The organism is Peribacillus sp. NPDC046944, from assembly GCF_050272735.1.
Classification (GTDB): Bacteria; Bacillota; Bacilli; order Bacillales; family DSM-1321; genus Peribacillus.
In genome coordinates this window covers 55,630-76,864 of record NZ_JBNNML010000012.1, presented here as the reverse complement: position 1 = coordinate 76,864, position 21,235 = coordinate 55,630, and the positions used below count along the sequence as shown (strand labels likewise).

At 43.7% G+C, this 21,235-nt stretch carries 13 protein-coding genes; 3 read left to right on the top strand and 10 right to left on the bottom strand.

Annotated features, from left to right (window positions below; translation table 11 throughout):
• Positions 1–14: 14 nt before the first annotated feature.
• The 4 genes from ACQKIC_RS18160 to ACQKIC_RS18145 form a co-directional block, all read right to left on the bottom strand.
• Positions 15–1,760, bottom strand: a complete 1,746-nt coding sequence (locus ACQKIC_RS18160) for an FTR1 family iron permease (RefSeq protein WP_427592073.1) — start codon at positions 1,758–1,760, stop codon at positions 15–17.
• Positions 1,761–1,844: 84 nt separating this feature from the next.
• Entirely contained in the window at positions 1,845–3,131 is a 1,287-nt protein-coding gene (gene efeB, locus ACQKIC_RS18155; RefSeq protein ID WP_407406343.1) for an iron uptake transporter deferrochelatase/peroxidase subunit, read from the bottom strand.
• Complete coding sequence (gene efeO, locus ACQKIC_RS18150; RefSeq protein ID WP_402875627.1) at positions 3,132–3,974, bottom strand: iron uptake system protein EfeO; 843 nt, start codon at positions 3,972–3,974, stop codon at positions 3,132–3,134. It lies immediately after the preceding gene.
• A gap of 165 nt (positions 3,975–4,139) precedes the next feature.
• Positions 4,140–4,628 (bottom strand): MarR family winged helix-turn-helix transcriptional regulator, encoded by a 489-nt coding sequence (locus ACQKIC_RS18145; protein WP_402991422.1) that lies wholly within the window; start codon positions 4,626–4,628, stop codon positions 4,140–4,142.
• 133 nt (positions 4,629–4,761) lie between these two features.
• Here ACQKIC_RS18145 and ACQKIC_RS18140 point away from each other — a divergent pair, with 133 nt between their 5' ends.
• Together ACQKIC_RS18140 and ACQKIC_RS18135 are read left to right on the top strand one after the other, a co-directional pair.
• A complete protein-coding gene (locus ACQKIC_RS18140) occupies positions 4,762–6,279 on the top strand; it encodes an MDR family MFS transporter (RefSeq protein ID WP_427592074.1) in 1,518 nt (505 codons plus the stop codon).
• A gap of 167 nt (positions 6,280–6,446) precedes the next feature.
• Positions 6,447–7,148 (top strand): SGNH/GDSL hydrolase family protein, encoded by a 702-nt coding sequence (locus ACQKIC_RS18135; RefSeq protein ID WP_402875623.1) that lies wholly within the window; start codon positions 6,447–6,449, stop codon positions 7,146–7,148.
• Between the two features lie 42 nt (positions 7,149–7,190).
• Here ACQKIC_RS18135 and def read toward each other — a convergent pair whose 3' ends face one another.
• The gene (def, locus tag ACQKIC_RS18130) at positions 7,191–7,769 is read right to left on the bottom strand and encodes a peptide deformylase (protein WP_427592075.1); all 579 of its coding nucleotides are present in this window, start codon (positions 7,767–7,769) and stop codon (positions 7,191–7,193) included.
• Between the two features lie 254 nt (positions 7,770–8,023).
• On the opposite strand from def, the gene ACQKIC_RS18125 reads away from it, so the two are divergent.
• Positions 8,024–9,754: an AAA family ATPase gene (locus ACQKIC_RS18125; RefSeq protein ID WP_427592076.1), complete on the top strand. Its 1,731-nt coding sequence runs from the start codon at positions 8,024–8,026 to the stop codon at positions 9,752–9,754.
• Between the two features lie 332 nt (positions 9,755–10,086).
• On the opposite strand, the gene ACQKIC_RS18120 is transcribed toward ACQKIC_RS18125, so the two are convergent.
• The 5 genes from ACQKIC_RS18120 to ACQKIC_RS18100 all read right to left on the bottom strand — a co-directional run bounded on the left by ACQKIC_RS18120 (position 10,087) and on the right by ACQKIC_RS18100 (position 21,230).
• The gene (locus ACQKIC_RS18120) at positions 10,087–11,424 is read right to left on the bottom strand and encodes an MFS transporter (RefSeq protein ID WP_427592093.1); all 1,338 of its coding nucleotides are present in this window, start codon (positions 11,422–11,424) and stop codon (positions 10,087–10,089) included.
• Between the two features lie 123 nt (positions 11,425–11,547).
• Positions 11,548–12,261 (bottom strand): 4'-phosphopantetheinyl transferase family protein, encoded by a 714-nt coding sequence (locus ACQKIC_RS18115; RefSeq protein WP_427592077.1) that lies wholly within the window; start codon positions 12,259–12,261, stop codon positions 11,548–11,550.
• Between the two features lie 98 nt (positions 12,262–12,359).
• Complete coding sequence (locus ACQKIC_RS18110; protein WP_427592094.1) at positions 12,360–13,811, bottom strand: MDR family MFS transporter; 1,452 nt, start codon at positions 13,809–13,811, stop codon at positions 12,360–12,362.
• A gap of 2 nt (positions 13,812–13,813) precedes the next feature.
• Complete coding sequence (locus ACQKIC_RS18105) at positions 13,814–14,035, bottom strand: MbtH family protein (protein ID WP_427592078.1); 222 nt, start codon at positions 14,033–14,035, stop codon at positions 13,814–13,816.
• A 22-nt stretch (positions 14,036–14,057) separates the two neighbouring features.
• On the bottom strand, positions 14,058–21,230 hold the full coding sequence (locus ACQKIC_RS18100; RefSeq protein WP_427592079.1) for an amino acid adenylation domain-containing protein: 7,173 nt from the start codon (positions 21,228–21,230) through the stop codon (positions 14,058–14,060).
• Positions 21,231–21,235: the final 5 nt, after the last annotated feature.

The following is a 21,235-nucleotide window of genomic DNA, read 5'->3' as shown; positions in this document are numbered from 1 at the left end:
TCAGGCCTGCTTTTTTATGCAACTGCAGAATTATTCTTTTTAACCCAAATCGCAGCCACTATAATCAGGAGTAACAATACCATTTGAGGTACTATCGTTTCCACTGTCGGATAAAGGCCGATCCATTCAATGAACGGGAACGTGTGAAGTGTATGCGTCTTAATCACTTGAGAAACTTGAAGTGCATGGATGGAGACACCAAGAATCTTAAATGCCAATGCATAGATGAAGATCGTCGCCACTTTGAAAAAGACCGTCATCGGTAGCTTAACGCTGTAACGGAGCATGACGAAACCAATGACCATCAATAGCAAGCAGGCAATCAATATCCCGGTCAATAGCTGTTTCAGTTCCATATACGGAGCCATTCCGGCATAAAAGATGATCGTCTCCGCTCCTTCTCGGAAAATCGATAGGAAACTAATTAACGCAAAAGACAAGATACTGCCTGTTGCAATAGCATGGTCCATTTGCTTGCCGATATAACGGTTCCATGCATGGATGTTCGATTTACTATGAAGCCACATTCCGATGGTCAGCATCATTAGCACTGCGATTATGCCCGTGATTCCTTCAATATACTCCCGGCTTGAGGCAGCGGTAATCTGTGAAAATACAATATTGATAATAACGGCAAGGATTGCACTTGCTGCCAAGCCAGCCCCGACGCCAGACCAAATCCACTTTTGTTTGTCTGCCTGTCCAATTTTCTTTAGGAAGGACAACAGTGTTGCCACGATAAGGAGAGCTTCCAATCCCTCACGTAAAAGAATCAAGGCCGCATCCCATGTCGTATAGCTCGTATCATCAATTAAAGGAAGTAGTCGTGCATGTAAATCGGAAACGATTTCTTTCGCTTCCTTTGCTTGTATCTTCTTCGATTGCAGTAAGCTAATGGCGGTTGGTACCTTAGTCTCCATGTCACTGTACAGCTTACTGTCCCTCGTAGAAACTTCTCCTTCGACATTTGGCCAAATCATTAATACTTCATTCAACTGGTCAATTGCCGAATTGATATCGTTTCCTTCCATATCCTTAACACTACTTTGTAGAAGGTCTGTTACATCGCTCAACGTATAAGTCTGCTGGTCTTCTTTTTCTACCTTGCCTTCCAGAAAGCCTTGAATTAGCCCTTTCAGTTCGTCAAGATTAGTTCGTGCCTTTTCTGGATCTGGAGGATCCTGCGTGATGGCTATCCGAACAAAGGCCATATAGGTTTCCATCTTACCGTACGAAGCAACACTTTCCTCCCGTACTACAAGTTCCGCATTATTCCATTGATTGAGGAGGTTTAGATACTGACTTTTAGCTTTGCTGAAGTCCTCTTCGCTAATCGTCGCATCTAAATCATCGATTAATGGAAGTAACGCTTCTAGGCGATCTTTATAATCGGTTTTATCAACCGGATTTTCTGCCGTATCATACTGAACAAGGGCACTTGATAAAGCGGATAACTTCTTTTTCATTTCTCCTGCGTCTTCTTGATTATTCACAGCGTTTTTCAAAGACAGTAATGATTCGTCAACTTTTTTGGCATCCTCACTGTCCGTTTTTATCACATTCCAGTCCTTTTCAAAAAGAGAGAGATTACTGGAAACCGATTCAAGATCTCCAGACTTCACTTTCATTAGGCTGTCTCCAATATATACGAAAAGCTGATCGTGATTTTCCCCGGCTGAAACACCTGGTATAGCAGACATTAAAAATATGAAACTAGTTAATAAAACGAACAACCCTGTTCTCCATTTAAAAACAGACATGACAAACTCCCCTTTTATGATAAAAACCGCCAACCCGGATTCCCATCCATGCTGGCGATTTTATGGTCTCTCATTTCACTAAATTCATCCGAAAAGGGACTCCCCGATATAGCCACCTTTTTTTACACCCGGCAAGCAAGCAAATATAGCGCTCCCCCGGTGGATTATATATTCATTTAACTTATCATTCTTTGAAAGACGTTCTTGCATCGGGATAAATTGTTTACTTGGGCTTCGTTGGAAACAAATAAACAGAAGCCCCGCATTGAAGCTTCCAGTCTTAGGATCCATTCCATCAGCATATGAATAGGGACGTCGCAGAATCTTAGCTGTTCCATCACCACGGGATAGGATCATATGGGAGTTTTCAGGAATGATCCGATTTCCGTTTTCATCCTTAACATGTTCATCAACCGTATCAAATTCATTCTTCATCCCTAATGGGGCACCGCTGTCACGATGACGACCAAATGTATTTTCCTGCTCTTTCAACGTAGTCCGATCCCACACTTCAATGTACATTTGAATTCGGCGGACGACCATATAGCTACCGCCTGCAAGCCAAGAAGGGCCATCCCCCGGCTTTACCCAGACATGTTGGTTCATCTCACTGCTTTTCTTCGTATCCGGATTCACGGTTCCATCTTTAAAACCAAACAAATTACGAGGCGTCGTTTTTTGAGAATCAGCCTTTTTCGTACGTTGAAAACCTGTTTGAGCCCAATGGATAATCGTCTTTCCTCTACCGATCCTCACCAGATTCCGGACGGCATGAAACGCAACCTGGAGATCGTCTGCGCAGGCTTGAATGCAAATGTCCCCTCCACTCCATGATTCTTCTAAGGCATCTAAAGAAAATGAAGGAAGATCTTTCAATTCGGCAGGTTGTTTAGACTTCAAGCCAAAGCGGTCTTTCCCATTCTTCGTAAATAGACTAGGACCTACTCCAAAGGTGATCGTCAAGTTAGAGGGGGATAATTCTTCTACTTCCCCTGTATCTTTTGGTGGCATGCTCCTGTTCGAGGAAGCTTCGCCTACCGATTTGCCAGATGTCATCTGGGCCGCCGCTTCTGTCCAATCTTTAAATAATTGAATTAAGTCTGACCTTTTTTCGGATGTCACTTCTAACGAAGCAAAATAAAGATTATCCTGAGCTTCTGTAGTGATTCCCGCTTGATGAGGCCCATAGAAAGGGACAGTATCATTCGTTTGTCCCTTTGCCTTTGAGTCAGATAGAGCTAGCATCCCGCCTAGGCCCGATGCGCCTATTACAACTCCAACCCCACCGATGCCAGCTGTTTTCAACATATCACGACGGCTTACCTTTTTGGAAAAAAGTGAAGTTTCGTCATTTGATATTTGTTCTTTCAATTAAGACTCCTCCATTACAATTCCTATTTGCGAAAGTGGCTCAGCTAAAGCATCGATAGCCTGACTTAATGATTTAACCTCGGATTTTGTTAAATCCGTATAAGAAACGTATCCATCACCATCTTTATGTTTTTCAAGCAAGCTGTAAACTCCGGCAAAACGCTCTTTGATTTCAGTTGTAAGCGCCTCGTCTTTTTCCTTAAGGGCAGGTGTCAATAATTCATATATTTTTTCAGCGCCCTCTACATTTGCAACGAAATCATACAAATCCGTATGAGAATAGCGGTCTTCTTCTCCAGTCACCTTGGATGTTGACACTTCATTAAGTAAGTCAACGGCCCCAGTGATTAACACATCAGGTGTTACTTCTACTGTTTCCACTTTAGCACGCAACAAATTAACGTCCTTCATTAATTGTTCAGCATACTCTTCATAACCCTTTGTTGTGTTTTCTTCCCATAACCCCATCTCAATTCGGTGGTATCCGCCCCACTCTTTTTCCTCAACATCACCCTCACGCGCATCGATTTTAGGATCAAGATCTCCAAAAATTTCAGCGATAGGTTCAGCGCGCTCATAATGCATGCGAGCCGGTGCATATAACTGCTTCGCTTTTTCAATGTCTCCAGACGTTACTGCCGTCGTGAATTCTTCCGTCGCTTTTACAAACTCTTCTATTTCACCTATCGCAAATTCCCGATAGTCGTTGGATACACCATCCAGCGCACTCGCACTTGTCTCCTTAGCATCCACCTCTGCAGGCTTGGTTTCTTCATTTTTCTGCGAACACCCAAATAACAGGCTGGTTGATAATAAAACGGCTAAGGTTGCTTTCGTTTTCATACTCTAAACTCTCCCCTGAAAATATATATTAATTCTAGATTTATATTAGCAGTAGTGAGAATCATTATCAATATATATTTTGTTCCAATTTACATTTCAGTTATCAAGGTAGACCATACTTTTATAACCTTATTTGGTGAATAGCTTATGGGGACAAATAATTACTTATTTCAAGAACTCTTTTCGTTCTTTCATTAATATTTCATTTTCTTTTTCCATGATTTTCGTAATATCTTCAATAAATCGAAGAATGATCGTGAGTTCTTTATCTTCATAGGACGTGCAAAGATCTTTTGTGGCTGCAGATAGTGAATGATAATGTGATTTAATCTGTTCTTGCCTTGATGCTATGGGGACAATCTTTACCCGTCTACCATCTATATGATCTCTTTCCCTTTTTACATAGCCCGATTTTTCAAGACGGTCGATGAGCGTCGTGACCGAGCCTGTGCTCAACCCTGTAATCTTCGCCAGCTCTCCAGCTGTAATAGGGCCCGTTTCATTCAATATTTCAGCAGTCTTTAAATCCGTGTGAGCCACACCTATTTTGTGAGCCATATTCTGTTGGAACAATACAGACCTCATTCCGTACCTTTGCAGGCTCCGGGTTAAACTCTCTAAAAGGTCTGAATTCAACCCATTATCGCTTGACATAAAATGCCACCCCTTTTACACTTGAATTTATCTTGATAATCAAGATAAATATTTAGTTTCCATAATAGTGATTATCATTCATTCATGCAAATGAATAAACGAATTGTTTCATAAAAAGGGAGGAAAAAACATTTTGGAGAAACAACCAAAACATCAAAAGTTTATAGTTGCCGGACTGTTATTGGGAATTTTGATGTCAGCAATGGATAATACGATTGTTGCAACCGCCATGGGGACGATTGTTTCCGATTTAGGCGGGTTCGATAAGTTTGTCTGGGTGACATCGGCCTATATGGTCGCCACGATGGCAAGTATGCCGATATTCGGCAAACTCTCCGATATGTACGGTCGGAAGCGATTTTTCATTTTTGGGCTTGTCGTCTTTTTAATTGGGTCTGCCCTATGCGGCATGGCTCAAAGCATTGTCCAGTTAAGTATTTTCAGGGCCATTCAGGGTATTGGTGGAGGTGCCTTGATGCCAATTGCCTTTACCATCGTCTTTGATATTTTCCCACCTGAAAAACGCGGGAAACTTACCGGTCTTTTCGGGGCTGTATTTGGGGCATCTAGTGTATTAGGTCCTCTATTAGGAGCTTATATTACGGAGTATGCCAGCTGGCATTGGATTTTCTACGTCAACGTTCCAATCGGCTTCATCTCGTTATTCTTCATTCTTCGTTATTACAAGGAAAAGGCCAATACGCATGAACAGAAAATCGATTATAGCGGGGCCGCGACTCTCGTTATCGCTGTCGTCAGTTTAATGTTCGCCCTCGAGCTTGGTGGCGAGTATGGATGGACTTCATCTCCTATCCTTGCTTTGTTTGCAAGTTTTGTCGTGTTTTTTGTTTCATTTTTCTTTTTCGAAAAAAGGGCCAAAGATCCCATTATCTCATTATGGTTATTTAAAAGGCGGTTATTTGCAACGTCTCAGATCTTGGCAATCCTATACGGCGGAACGTTCATCATTTTAACTGTGTATATTCCGATTTTCGTGCAGGCTGTTTATGGAGGTTCGGCTACCAATGCAGGGTTAATCCTAACCCCAATGATGCTGGGGTCCGTTGTCGGTAGTGTTATCGGGGGAATATTCAATTCCAAGACCAGCTTCCGCAACTTAATGACGATTTCCGTCGTTTGTTATTTTGCAGGAATGCTATTATTAGGAACGTTAACCCCGGAAACCAGCAGGACACTACTAACGTGTTATATGATTCTTACTGGATTCGGTATGGGCTTCTCATTCTCCCTTCTACCGATCGCTTCCATCCACAACTTGGAACCGAGGTATCGTGGGTCTGCCAACTCAACCAATTCATTCCTCCGTTCGTTTGGGATGACATTAGGCGTTACCATTTATGGGGCGATACAGAACAACGCCTTCACAAGTAAGATGGCGGATGCCTTTAAAGGAATGCAAGGCGGGCCGGAAACGTCCGTTCTTACGCAGGATCCACGTCAGCTATTCCAGTCAGATGCGCGTGCCCAAATTCCAGATATGATCCTGGATAAAATCGTGTATGCCATGTCTGATTCGATATCATTAATCTTCACTTTAGCCCTGATTCCTATTGGTTTGGCAGCAATCGTTGTTTTCTTCATGGGAAAAGCAAGAGTGGAAACGTCACCAAAGGAAAAACCGTCACACTGAATGTTTAAGCGCTGGATTTCCAGCGCTTTTTAAAGTTTTCATTAAAGAAAATCGGGTATCCTTTTAATAAAACAACATTCTTTCAAGAATGAAAAATTTTAGTTTGCCGAAATACAATTATGCCACTAAAATGATAAGTAACACATTAACCGATCGAGGTGAAAATTTTGAGAATTGTCTGTTTTGGAGATAGTTTAACAAGAGGTATCTCCTACGTTAAAGGCCGGCTTCGTATCATTAAAGAGAATTACCCAAGCTCTTTAGCGAAGTTGACAGAGTCCTTGCCATTCGTTGAAGTTTTGAATAAAGGCGTCTTTAATGACAATTCTGACTTGCTAGTTAGCCGTGTCCAGAAAGATGTCATGTCAGAAAATCCCGATATCGTATTGATAGAAGTCGGTGGTAACGATTGTAATTTCCATTGGGAGGAAGTCGCAAAGAATCCTGAAGGAGACCATGAGCCTATCGTTCCGATTGAACGGTACCTTGAAAATATCACTCAACTCGTCAAACAAGTTCAGGACAAGCATGTCACACCCTTTCTTTTAACTCTTCCCCCACTGGATCCCGCCAGATATTATCGGTCGATTGCCGATCGATTCGGACCATCCATCGGACATTTTGTCTCTCAAGTCGGTGGGATTGAACATTGGCATGGCATGTATAACCGCCAGTTAAAAAAACTGGCCGAGGATTTGAAGGTTCCATTGATCGATGTGCGTTCTTATATAAAGTCTGCCGGTGATCTGGAACATTTAATCAGTGACGATGGCATTCACCTTACGTCAGAAGGATACCAGCATATGAGCAAGGCCATATTCAGTGATTTAAAAAAGCATTTGGCAAAGGAAACACTGTCACAACCTTAAACAATCAAAAAGGCAAAGCATGGGGGCTTTGCCTTTTTACCATTATAAGCTCTTCACTTCCACATTTTCTGGAAGCTTGAAAGGATTCTCGGAATTGATTCGGTCATAAAACATCATTCCATTTAAATGGTCCAGCTCATGTTGAAAAACAATCGCCGCAAATCCTTTCAATCGCATCTCGATTTTCTCTCCATTGCTGTCCAATGCTTTAATTTTCACCCGTTCATAACGTGGCACATATCCTTTGATATCACGATCCACAGAAAGGCAGCCTTCACTTTGAGGTAAGTAAATCATGGATGCCGAATGGCTGACAATTTTCGGATTCACTAAAGCATATTCGTAGACCTTTCCTTTTTCATCTGGAAAATACATAACGAACATTCGTTTATTCAGGCCAATTTGGTTGGCTGACAAGCCTACACCTTCTCGTAAGTGGTACTTCTTTTGAAGTTTAGGATCTTGGCTGTTTTTTAAATACTGCATCATGCATTCTAATGTTTCTAGGTCTTCGTCAGAAATTGGCAGGCTAACTTCATCAGTCACCTGACGCAGAATTGGATCGCCTTCCCGAACAATATCCTTCATCGTAATCATATAATCCCTCATAAATTTATTCATAAATGTTCAACTCATCTACCTTTATATTTTTTCATCACTAAGACCATTTCACTTTAGCATTTCATTTTTAAAAAGTCTATCATGCAGGTTAACAACTGGATGTCCACTATCCGACTCAGTCCTTAGGGAAAAGCGGCACCCATCACATAAATCAAAACATGGAAGTATTTACCTTTATTTTTAGGACTTATGACCTATGGTTAACGCGTTTAAAAATTTTATACTGAATATATATTCTTAAAGGAGATGAAATATTGAACTCGAACTCAAAATTAGTTTCGAAGTTGCTGCCGTTCATAACGGTGTTCATTGTGATAATTGGTGTTATATCTTGGTACATTGTGACTCAGTCAAAAGAAATGGTCGTTCCTTTCTCGTCCGTTGAAAAGACCATTCAGGCCCAAAATGGTGCCCTCGTCTCTATTGAAGAAAAGCGAAATGGAACACTTCATATCACTACACCAGAAGGTAAATATGTCTCTAACATCCCTCCGAACAGTCAAATGGTCAACAAACTAGTCGAAACTTATAACGTTCGCTATTCATTTTCATCGACAAATAAGTCTGCATTATGGATTTTAGGCGGATTGCTGGCGGCACTAGTCACAACCGCAATTATTATACAGAAGAAATCAAAAGGCGGTTTACGCGTAAAAAGCAAGAAACAAAATATCTCTACACCTAGAGCACTTCCCGATATAACCTTAGCCGATATAGGTGGTTTGCAACCCGAAATCAAACAAGAGATCCTGCAAACCCTCACCACTCTAAAAGAACCGGAGCGTTCAGCTAAAATTGGGATCAAGCCTCCACAAGGCATCTTACTATACGGTCCTCCAGGAACCGGGAAAACATTATTGGCACAGGCCATTGCAAAAGAATTGGGCGCCAACTTCTTTTCGACTAGCGGTTCGGCCTTCAATGAAATGTTCGTTGGAGTGGGGGCAGCTCGTGTACGTAGCCTTTTCCAAAATGCCCGGAAACAATCACCTGCTGTCATTTTCATCGACGAAGTGGACGCATTGGCCGGTAAACGGAAAGCCCATGGTGGGGAAGAAGCTGAAAAAACCTTGACGGAACTTCTTGTCCAGTTAGACGGAGGCCATTCAAACGAAGGAATTTTATTCGTGGCTGCCACAAACAGGAAGGACATGCTTGATGAGGCATTTCTTCGTCCAGGCAGAATCGATTTCTCGTTCCAGGTGCCGATTCCCGATACAAACGGAAGAAAAGAAATCATTGCCATTCATACAAAAGGGAAGAAACTGGCGGCCGATGTCCTTTCTTCCTTGGATGAATTAGCTGAGAGTACATCCGGGTTCTCCGGGGCGGATTTACGTTCCTTGTTTGAAACAGCTTCTCGTCATGCGCTACGTCATGATCAGGAAATGATTCGCAAACAAGATCTTGATTACGCGATTGACCGGACCATTCTAGGGGCTACTTCCCGAACGTTGAGCGATATGGATACAAAGCGGCGGGTGGCCATTCATGAAAGTGGACATGCCCTGATTGCTGCCCTCACTAAACCGGGTTCTGTTCGAAAAGCGACCATCATCCCTCGTGGCGAGGCCCTTGGGTATGTGGCGCCGATTCCTAAAGAACTTCATTTAGCTACGGCAAGTGAGTTGCTAGATCAAGTGAAAATGATTTTAGCAGGCGGTGTCGCAGAAAGAATGTTTCTTGGTGAACATAGTGTCGGAGTTGGTGGTGACGTTCAACAGGCAAAGCATTTACTTGAACAAATGGTCGATACGGGCATGTTGCAAGACGGCTTCACCTTAACATTCAATAAAGGTGAGAAAGAACAAAAAATGCAAGCCCTTTTCACCCAGGCCATTCAAGAAACGGAAAAACTGATCGAATCAAACCGTCCACAATACGAAAAGCTTGTAGAGGTCCTGTTGAAAAAAGAGACGATTGACGGCACAGAGGTCCAAAATATAGTGGATGTACAAGAGCCAAAGGTTCTTTCGTTTTCATAAGGTCTTAATATATAGGCAAAGAACCCAATCTGAATGTTCAAATTGGGTTCTTTTTTTTGATGGTCCTTGGTCTAGCTATGAATAATGACCGGGTTTTTCCTACTTTTATGACTGCATCCCATTGAACAATATTTATTTGATGCAGTTCTTGGTTTAAAGGGTCGATTACATGATTCACAATGTCTTATTGGATATTTTATATAAGCCTTTCCCTTACACGATTGAGAGCAATACTTAGCATCTGCATTATAGCTTTTGAATGTCTTGTCACATACTTGGCAAGTATACTCAGCCAAAATCCCATCCCTCCTTTGACGCGATCAATAAAGTATTCAAATAATCTTTTGATATCGTTTGGGAGAAGAGAGTTCAAGATTCATGGTGCTATTATATTTATTTTGGACAAGACTAATGGAGATCGCCGCAATAAAAGCGGGAATCGCAAAGCTGAGGAAGTTTATATAAATAGGCAACTCCCACTCGATTAACAGCCCACCGATTGTTGGTCCCACTATAGCCCCAAACCTACCTATACCTAATGCCCACCCCAGTGCTGTCGACTTTATCTGTGTCGGATAGAACATGGAGATATAAGCATTGTTTAAATTTTGCGATCCAATTGTCGCAGCCCCTGCTATTGCCACCAAAACATATAGAAAGAATGACCCTGGTTTAAAACCAAGGAGGAGCAAGCAAACCGCGCCTATACTGAAGTAACTGATCAACACTCGTTTTGAGCCAATTCGATCTGCTAGCCAACCCCCGCATACCGAACCGACGATTGCTCCAATGTTCAAGCAACAAAGAAACAGCAGGCTGGAATTCAACGGATAGCCCGCTTTAATCATCAGTTGAGGCAACCACGTACCCAATCCATATACCATCAACAATCCCATAAAGCATGCGATCCAAAACATGATGGTGGATCTTCCACGGCGATTCTCGAAGAGCTTTACCACTGGAACACCGGAAGTTGATAAATTCATGATAAATCGATCTGCATCATGGGGAACATAGGAGGAATTTAAACGAGCCACTATTCCCTTCGCTTTTTCATAGTCTCCCTTTTCCACATAATAATAAAGGGATTCAGGTAAAGATTTAATTAAAAAGGGAATGGCCAATAAGGGAATGGCCCCTATGAAAAACATCCATTCCCATCCCAACTCCGGAATGACCTTCATTCCAAAAAGAGAGACTAATATACCGCCAATCGAATATCCGCTGAACATGATACCCACCATCATATTCTTAATCGGCTTGGGAGAATATTCAGAGGTGAGCACCACCAATAACGGCGGAATGCCGCCCAAACCAAGCCCTGCAAGAAAACGGTATATCGCAAAATCTACCGGTCCCTTCGCTAAACCTGTCAATAGAGTAAACGAACCAAAAATAGCAACACAAGCTATGATTACTTTCTTTCTCCCTACTTTATCCGCTACGATCCCGCAAATAAGTGAGCCTATTAAACCGCCTACCAACGTCAAACTCCCTATCAATCCCAAGATGCCCGGTGATGTCCCCCACTCTTGACTTAAGGTTGGAATGACGGCTCCATAAACGACTAGATCATATCCATCGAAAAGGATGAGGAAAATACACCATAGTAAAACAGTTAAATGAAAAGAGTTAAACTTACTCCCTTCTATAACCTGGGCAACATTCATTTGTTTCACATTTCATTCCTCCATCAATAATAGGATCTATACCAGACTTAGGCCAAATGCCATGATATTTTCTTTTCATCTCGTCCCTATCTAAGCTACGTTTGCCAACGGCCCTGTACATATTCAGGAAGGAACATTCAAACTCTCGCATACATCCTGAAACGTGACACATGTCGGTTCATTTCTAAATTGATCTGCATTGGCATGATGGGCGCAAACAGATAAACAGTAGTGATTGTCTATTGTGTACTGTCTGCATATGTAATCCCTAATCTGTCTTTCTGTTTCCATATCTGTGATTTGGATGGATCCATTGCTACACTTTTTCATAGAAAACCCCTGTAATGGCATGGATAAGCCTTCACCAACCGCTTTCACATAACTCTCTTTCAAGGTCCAGATGTCATAAAAGGCACCAAGGCCGACTTCTCTATCATTCAAAACGTATTGATACTCTTCTTTAGTAAAAAGCTCTTTGGCGAGGGGTAAATCAAATGGTCCTATGTATTCTATATCCACACCCACTGCGTCATCATGAACCACACACACTACATATTCACCAGAGTGGGAGATATTATAGTGGAAGGAAGGAAAGTCACATAAAAACGGCTTGCCATATTCATTCGTTTGAATTCTCAGTTCCCTATCCATCGAGCCGTATCGTTCTTTTAATGCGAAACGCACCAACAAATCCCCAATCAGGGAACGATATGCATCATCAGTCTTCACAAACCTTTTCAATCGGCTCTGCCTTTCTTTTGAAACATGAACAAGCAAATTGTCTATATCCGCATTTTCCCTGCTCGCAGGCAATTTACAACTATATAGTTCAATCACATCTAGCCCCCCTTTTATACTCTTCAAACAAATAAATAGGGGCCGCTGATTAGAATCACAGCAACCCTCTATTTCAAGCATCTCCATCTGGAATTTTGTCACTTACTCATTCTGACTGGTTCTGTCTTAGGAATTTCAGTCGATTGCTGACTTGGCAAGATACTCTTAAAGTCTTCTTTCTTCAGACGTAACGAGATAGTAAGACCTATAACAAGAAAGACTGATGAGCCAAGGAGAGCATATTGATAGGATTCCAAGTTACTCTGTTCTATTCCGTTCCTTGCCACCTCGCTTGTCCCCAAGGCTCCCAACACACTCGCTAGTACGGCTACCCCAACAGCTGAGCCGAATCGATTCTGGACATTGAATAATGTAGTTGCCCTTCCCATCGATGCTGAAGTAATATTCGTGAAAATGGAAGACTGTACAGCAATCACTGCATGTCCCAAGCAGATGCCGACACTAAATAATAAGAGTCGTAAAGACCAAGGATTCGCTGTCGGACCAACAATACTAATGATGGCAAAGATTAAGGCCGTCCCAAGTAGCCCAAGGCAGATCACCTGCTGGCCATTCAATTTCTTGAAAGTCCAAGGAATCATCCTGGATGCTACCATAAGCCCCAATGCCTCAGGAAAAGTGGCCAATCCACTATCCAGGGCAGAGGCATTCATGGCATTCTGATACATTAACGGGAATATAAAGAGCATGCCCATTAATGCTGCTTGCGATAATAGAGAAATAAGGCCAAGGGAACGGAACAATTTGTCCGATAATAAGCTTAAATCCAGCATGGGTTCCTTGACCCGTAATTCTCGCCATACAAACAAACAGACAAGTATGAAGCCAATCAGTCCCGTATACATAATGACTGGAGAACTCCATCCCTTTGAAGGACCGGTACTCAGTGCATACATGACCATCGACAAACCGGCAGCTGATAACAGAAACCCTGTCAGGTCAAGCCTGCCGGCCGATGGCTCTTTATGTTCCTTCAAGAACAGCAAACCGATGAGGATAGCGATGATTCCAAAAGGAATGTTGATATAAAAAGCCCAGCTCCAAGATAGCTGTTCCGCAAAGAAACCACCGACAACCGGACCAATGGCTGGTGCAAAGGCAATGGGCAAGACAAGGGTCCTTGACACTTTCATTCGTTCTTTCTGAGAAAATGTCCTGAATAAGATTGCCATTCCTACTGGAGTAAGGAGTCCACCGCCTGCACCCTGCAAGGCCCGAAATAGGGTCAAGGTCTCTAGGTTTGTCGCAAATCCGCATAGAAGGGAAGCGAGTGTGAAAACCCCAAGTGCCAATAGGAAAATTTTCTTGGTACCATATCGATCCCCAAGCCACCCCGATATAGGGAGAAAGACCGCGAGGCTTACTAAGTAGCCTATATTAATACCGCTTGTGGCTGAGGGGATGACATTGAATTCCTGGCCGATGACGGGAAGAATGACATTGACGATCGTGCCGTCCATCGAAACCATGAACATGGCAATCACATAAACCATGCAAACGACTAATTTAGGATTCTCGTATATGCGCACGTTCACTTTACGCCATCAAGGCTCGATACGAGCTTTAGGCTCTTAGGCTGAAGATCCGTCCAGTTGGCATTAATATAGTCCAAGCAATTCTTTTTGCTTTCTTCTCCATAAATGGTGGACCAACCATCTGGTATGTCCAAAAAGGCAGGCCAGAGGGAATGCTGACCTTCTTCATTTATCAATACTTTATACGTACCATTCTCGTTCTCAAAAGGGTTAGTCATTCTTCATCTCCACCTTCATTAATTAATGCGTAATTTTTTTTTTCATATTTGAAAGCTTGTTTGCAATCACCTGTCCGATTTCCGCAAGTGGCTCAGGTTGACACATATCCTTATGACGGCACTCAATATCATGTTGTTCAATCAATCCATTTATATATGGTTTCCATGTATCCGTTGAAAGGCTAGGGAACCATTCTGGTATGAGTGTTGATTTAAAGAACAAAACATTACCATTGAACACTCCTGGTTCATATTCACCCATGATACGAACAGAATTCACATAGGTTTCCTTCAGGTTAAGGATTGTCTTTTCTTCCAAACTAGCTAATGCACTTCCATCTTGGTGCAGAATCTCTATGGCACCAGCATCATCCAATGGCTTGTCTCCTAAACTATCAGGATCATACCCACCCAAGGCAAGCAGGGCGATCAATGCTTCCTCATCACCAGGAGCATTAGTAGTCGGCAAAAATTGACTTGGAAATGCATCCAGAATGGCCACAAGTTGGACTTCTTCCCCCTCGTTTTGCAGTTGGGTAGCCATGGCATGCACGACATTTCCACCCAGTGACCAACCCAATAAACGATAAGGGCCTTTTGGCTGGATTTTGCGGAGATGTTCGATATAATCTGCTGCCATCTCTATCAGTGTTTCCGGATAGCGCTCACGCTCAGAAATCCCCCGAGCTTGCAGTCCATATATTGGGTAATCTGGACCAAGAGCCGTCATTAGCCCGGCGTAGCACCAGCTCAATCCTCCCGCTGGGTGTATACAGAACAGTGGAAGTTCCTCGCCACTTTTGCGTAGTGGCAACAAGACATCCAAAGCACTCTGACTCGAACCCATTTCAAGCCTTTCTGCTAGGCCAGCAACTGTCGGCTCTTCAAATAAGTTTCCGATGCTCAACTCAACGCCAAGCGCTTCACGTATCTTACTCATCAGCTGGACGGCAAGCAGGGAATGCCCTCCCAGATCAAAGAATCCATCATCGATTCCAACGTGTGAAAGATCAAGAATTTCCATGAACAGTTTACATAAGATTTCCTCCTGTGGCGTCCTTGGTCCACGCCCTGAAACGGCTGAACCGAAATCAGGTACTGGCAACGCCTTTCGATCCAGCTTTCCATTTGCTGTCAAAGGCAAATCGGCCATTTGGACAAATGCAGATGGAATCATGTAATCTGGAAGGCCGGCTGCAACAAACCGACGTAATTCGGCTGGATTGAAAACCGTATTTACCGCTGGCACAGCATAAGCCACCAATCTCTTATCACCTGGGTGATCTTCACGAACGATGACGGCAACTTGCTCCAGATAAGGACACTGGGCAAGTAATGATTCAATTTCTCCCAGCTCGATACGGAAACCGCGAATCTTGATTTGATGATCGGCCCGTCCCATATAGTCCAATGAGCCATCAGCACGCCATCTGGCTAAATCTCCGGTCCGATACATCCTGGTTCCTGATGGACCGAATGGATTAGCAACAAAACGCTCTGCCGTCAAACCATGGCGCCCAAGATACCCGCGGGCCAAACCTGAACCAGAGACATACATCTCCCCAGTTACTCCTGCAGGTACCGGTTGTAGGCTCGCATCCAAAATATACACCCCAAGATCCGGTATGGCACAGCCTATGAGACTGTTCGCCTTCACGGCGGTGACTTCCCTGTTAAGCTCCAGATAACTTACATGAACGGTCGTTTCCGTAATTCCATACATATTAATCAATCGTGGCGCAGTTTCCGGATGACGGCTATACCAATCCTCCAAGCGGCTTAGTTCAAGTGCCTCCCCACCATAAATCACATACCGTAACGTTAGATTCTGTCCAAGTTCCGGCTTGTTACGATCCGCCTGCATTAATTGATAAAAGGCAGATGGGGTCTGGTTAAGAACCGTGACTCCTTCATCCACAAGGAGCTGTAAAAACTCTTCTGGTGACCGGCTGATTGAATGAGATACAACTATAAGCTTCCCGCCATGAAGAAGCGCCCCCCATATTTCCCATACCGAAAAATCGAAAGCATAAGAGTGGAACATCGTCCAAACATCATCCGAATTGAACTGGTACCAGTCTTCTGTCGACCCAAAGAGCCGGACTACATTTTGATGGGGGACGACTACCCCTTTCGGTACACCCGTTGAACCTGAAGTATAAATAATATAAGCTGCGTTTAATGGTGATAAAGGCTGTTTCCGTTCACGATCTAGTGGGTTATCTGTTGAATATCGTGACATTTCCACTAACGTGCTCGGATCGTCCAATACAATTTGTTGGATATCATGCAGATTCGGAAGGCTAGTTGCCACACTGGAACTTGTAAGGACGTAGCTAGGCTTCGCATCCTGAAGCATGAAAGACAATCTGTCGATAGGATATTCAGGATCTAGAGGCAAATAAGCCGCCCCCGCCTTCAGTACAGCAAGTATCCCAACCACCATATCCAATGATCTTGGTGTGGCCAATGCTACAAATTGCTCCGATGCAACCCCTTTAGCCATTAGCAGACGGGCAAGCTGGTTTGCCCTATGATTTAGCTCTTCATATGTTAGGGATTCATCTTCATATACAGCAGCGATTTTATCTGGATACCTGTTCACTTGTTCTTCAAACAAAGCTGGTAAACAGGAATCAGGGATTTCTTCACCATACTGATTCCAATCAACAAGAATTTCTTGACGTTCTTTTGGCTCCAATATTTCCAATCGTCCGATTGTCTGGTCCGGTTCCATTACAACCCCTTCTAATACTCGTACGAATCGGTTAAGCATCCTCTCGATGGTTTCAGGTTTATATAGATCTGCACTATATTCAAGAAACCCGCTCATTCCATCCGGTTTTCCTGTGTCATCATGCATTTCCCGAATCTCAATCGTCATATCGAATTTGGAAGTCCCCACACTATATAGCTCTAGGTTGGAGTGAATGCTCGGAAGCTCTAGCTTTGGCTCAGGCGTATTCTGCAGGGCAAGCATGATTTGGAATAATGGGTGCCTAGATCGTGAACGTGGTGGATTCAGTTCTTCTACCAAGCGTTCAAAAGGCAAGTCTTGATGTTCATACGCCTGTAAATCAACATTCCTTACCCTTTCAAGAAGTTCACGGAAAGTTGGGTCTCCAGAAGTATCCGTACGGAGCACCAAGGTATTAATAAATAATCCGACTATTTCGCTCAAAGCATCGTCGCTTCGACCTGCAATCGGACTTCCAATCGGAATGTCCGTACCCGCTCCAAGGCGAGTAAGCAAGGTCGCAAGTCCCGCCTGCAATACCATGAATAAGCTGACTCCGTTTTCACGAGCCACATCCACTAATCTACGATGCAGGACAGGTGAAATCATAAACTTCAATGTATCCCCCTTATAGCTTGGTTCGATAGGCCGAGGGAAATCCATAGGCAACTCCAACTGATCGGGAAGATTCGCCAGTGTCTCCTTCCAATAATCAAGCTGTTCTTTCACTAAGCTAGCTTCATCGTTCTCTTTTCCCAACAATTCTTCCTGCCAAAGCGCATAATCCGCATATTGGACAGGAAGAGGAGTCAAGTTAGGTACCTCTCCAAGAACCCTGGCTTTATAAGCCGCAGACAAATCTCGCGTAAGAGGGGTAAGGGACCATCCATCGGCTACAATGTGATGTAAAAGTAAAACTAAAACATGCTGATCCGGTTCCACTGAGAAAAGCTGAGCATAAATGGATGGCTCCACAGCGAGATTAAAGCTATAACGCGTAGCGACTGCAATCTCCGCATCCAGGTCCGCCGCTTTTACTCTAGTTATTAACAATTCAACCCGGGCCTCAGAAGGGTCAATGATGCTTTGATGGGCATTCCCCTCCGTTACTGGAAAAATCGTCCGTAACGTATCATGATGAGCAACCAGGTCATTGATTGCTGCCTCGAGAGCATTCGTATCAAGGTTTCCTGATAATTCTATGACCAACGGAATATTATAGGTTGGACTAGGGCCTTCAAGACTGTGTAGGAACCACAATCTCCTCTGTGCAAAGGAAAGGGGTATCTTTTTGGGCTTACTCGTTTTTTTCACGGGCAATCGGGCACTTTTTCCATTGGAGAGCTGTTTTGCAAGACCCGCCACGGTCGGTGACTCAAAAATCTTGCCTATGCCGAGTTCCACTCCGAATGTATTGCGTATTCGTGCCATCAGAGTTGATGCTAGGAGTGAATGCCCACCTAAATTAAAGAAGCTATCATCAATTCCTACTCTAGATAGACCTAGAACTTCAGCAAACAACTCGCTCAAAATTTCCTCTTGCGGTGTTCTTGGTGCTCGATCTGAAATCAGCGAGTAGAGATCGGGCACTGGCAATTCTTTACGATTAAGCTTCCCATTTGGAGTTAGCGGCAACTCTTGCATCTCAACGATTGCCGATGGAATCATATAATCCGGAAGACTACTGCCCACAAATGCACGAAGTTCCCCTGGATCCACTTTCGAATCCAGCGAAGGAACAATATAAGCCACAATTCGTTTATCACCCGGAATCTCCTCGCGAACAATCACGGCCGCTTGTAAAACCTCAGGATGTTGGACAAGCTTTGCCTCGATTTCTCCAAGCTCGATCCGGAAACCACGTATTTTAATTTGATGGTCAGCGCGACTAATATAATCCAGTGAACCATCCACTCTCCAACGAACCAAATCACCTGTACGGTACATCCGGCTGCCCTTAGGACCATTCGGGTTGGCGACAAAACGCTCTGCTGTTAAATCCGAGCGACCTAGATACCCCCGGGCTAGCCCTTTCCCTGCAATATACAATTCGCCAACGATTCCGGGAGGGACTGGTTGTAAACCTGCATCGAGTACAAACACCCGTGTATTCCAAAGGGGTGATCCTATGGATGGCATGCCTGTCTGACTGGAATCCAGCTTTTTAGATGTCGACCATATCGTCGTTTCAGTTGGACCATATAAGTTGGTTACTTCACACCCTAAATCCTTTAATGCTGTGGCTAGACTAATGGAAAGAGCCTCCCCACCAACAAGGACCTTAAGCCCCTTGATTACATCTGGATAATTGGAAACCATGGCATGCCAAAGCGTCGGTGTCGCCTGCATGATGGTAATATCATGTTCGGTAATGATGTCTGCCAACGCCTTGGGTTCTTGTATCTTCTCCTTGGCTGCAACGACGCAGCTGGCTCCATTAAGAAGTGGCAAGTACATTTCTAAACCGGATATGTCAAATGCGATGGTGGTGACCGCCAGAAGCCTATCTTCTTGATTCAAGGAAAATTGGCTTTGCATGGAAGAAAGGAAATTAATCAGGCCTTCCGATTGAATGACGACACCTTTTGGATTCCCTGTGGAACCGGATGTATAGATCATATAAGCTGGGTTAAGAGGTGATAGGGCTCCATTCCTGTTTGACTCATCCACATTTCCATCGGAATATTTTCCTGATGAAAGAGCATGCTCTGCCTCATCCAATAAGATGAGTTCCGCTTCACCACCACTTGGTAGTTTTGAAGCAATTTCACGGTTTGTTATTAGACAAATAGGCTTCGCGTCGTTCAATATGTATTCAATGCGGTCAATGGGATAATCGGGATCGATTGGTAAATATGCAGCCCCTGTCTTTAATACGCCCAACATGACCACGACCATGTTCGCAGAGCGCGGTAAAGCAATCGCCACGAATTTTTCCGGACCTAGATCTTTTTCCAATAAAAGATGGGCAAATTGATTGGCACGCTTATTCAATTCCTCATAACTAAGGATCGTCTTTTCATCTACCAGGGCTGTTAGGTATGGGCTTTTAGCTACTTGTTTTTCAAACAGGCTTGGCAAGTTGGCAGACGGAATCTCCTCGGCGGTTTGATTCCACTGGTGCATGACCCTCTCACGTTCTTCAGGTAAAAGCACTTCAAGTTCCCCGATCATGTGGACCTCTTCTGCAGTGGCCACCTTCTCGAACAACCTTAAGAATCGGGTATGGTGAATGCCTAGCTCTTCCAAATCGTACACTTCCGGGTTAGCATCCAAATCGATTCTTAATCCATTTCCATCAGACTTGTCATATATGTTTATCGATATGTCATCGACCGGGCCTGTGGCCAGCTTATGTGTAATGGCTTGATTACCCGCAAAGTCCAATCCATAATCAAAAGGCATGACATTGATTTGCGGACCGAATAATCTTTGATTATCACCAAGAAGCTTAAGGTCACGGCGAAGTTCTTCATGTCTATAGTTTTGATGGCGGCGGATAGTACGCACTTCGCTTGATACTTGCTTCACTACTTCCTTCAACGCCATATCCGGTCGAACGGTTACACGCAATGGAAGTAAGTTCATCACCATACTCGGAATATTGATTGAAGCAGAGCCCAAACGCCCCATCATCGGCAGGGAGAGGATGACGTCTTCCGTTCCCGTCAGACGATGAATATATACAGCAGCGACAGCCATTGCCACTTCATGCCACGTCCCCGAGTATTTATGAGCATTTTTTTTAAAAGATTGTGTGGCAACAGTCGATAAATAACCCGTTTGGCTAAGAAAACCGTTAGATGTCCTAGGAGCCCGTTCAGCAAGGCTCATGACTTCCGGTTGATCAGCAAAGCGCTCCCGCCAAAACTGACGATCGGCTTCGAATTTCTCGGACGCCCTGTATCTAGCATCTTCCTCCAATAGCTTAACGAAAGGACTAAAGGCTGCCTCTTCACATGGTCGACCTTGGACAAGTGCCGTATACAGCTTCGCGACCCGCTGCGATATTAGTGAAAATCCAAAGGCGTCCATTACTATATGATGAATCCGCTGATACCAGAAATACCGTTCTGGTCCAACCTTAAACAATGCTTGAGAGTAAAGGCTGTCCATTTTTAAGTTAATGGGGTGAAGCAGGTCTTCTCTCATCCATTGCAAGGCCTTCTCTTCAGGATTATCTTGATCGCTTACATCCAAGAACTGAAAGGGTAGTTCAGTGGAGTCCACCAGGACTTGATAAGGTCCGCTTTGGTCCTCCCCAAATTGAATATGTAAACTTTCTGCCTCCCTTACTGCCTGCATGAGCGCTGCTTCAAACTTACTTACTTCTATTTTCCCTTTAATCTCTATGTATTCACCCGTATTGTAAATCGGGTTATCCGGCTCTAGTTGCTGCGCAAACCATATGCCGGACTGTGCGCCGGACAATGCCATGCGAGTTTTTTGGTTCTCCATATTAC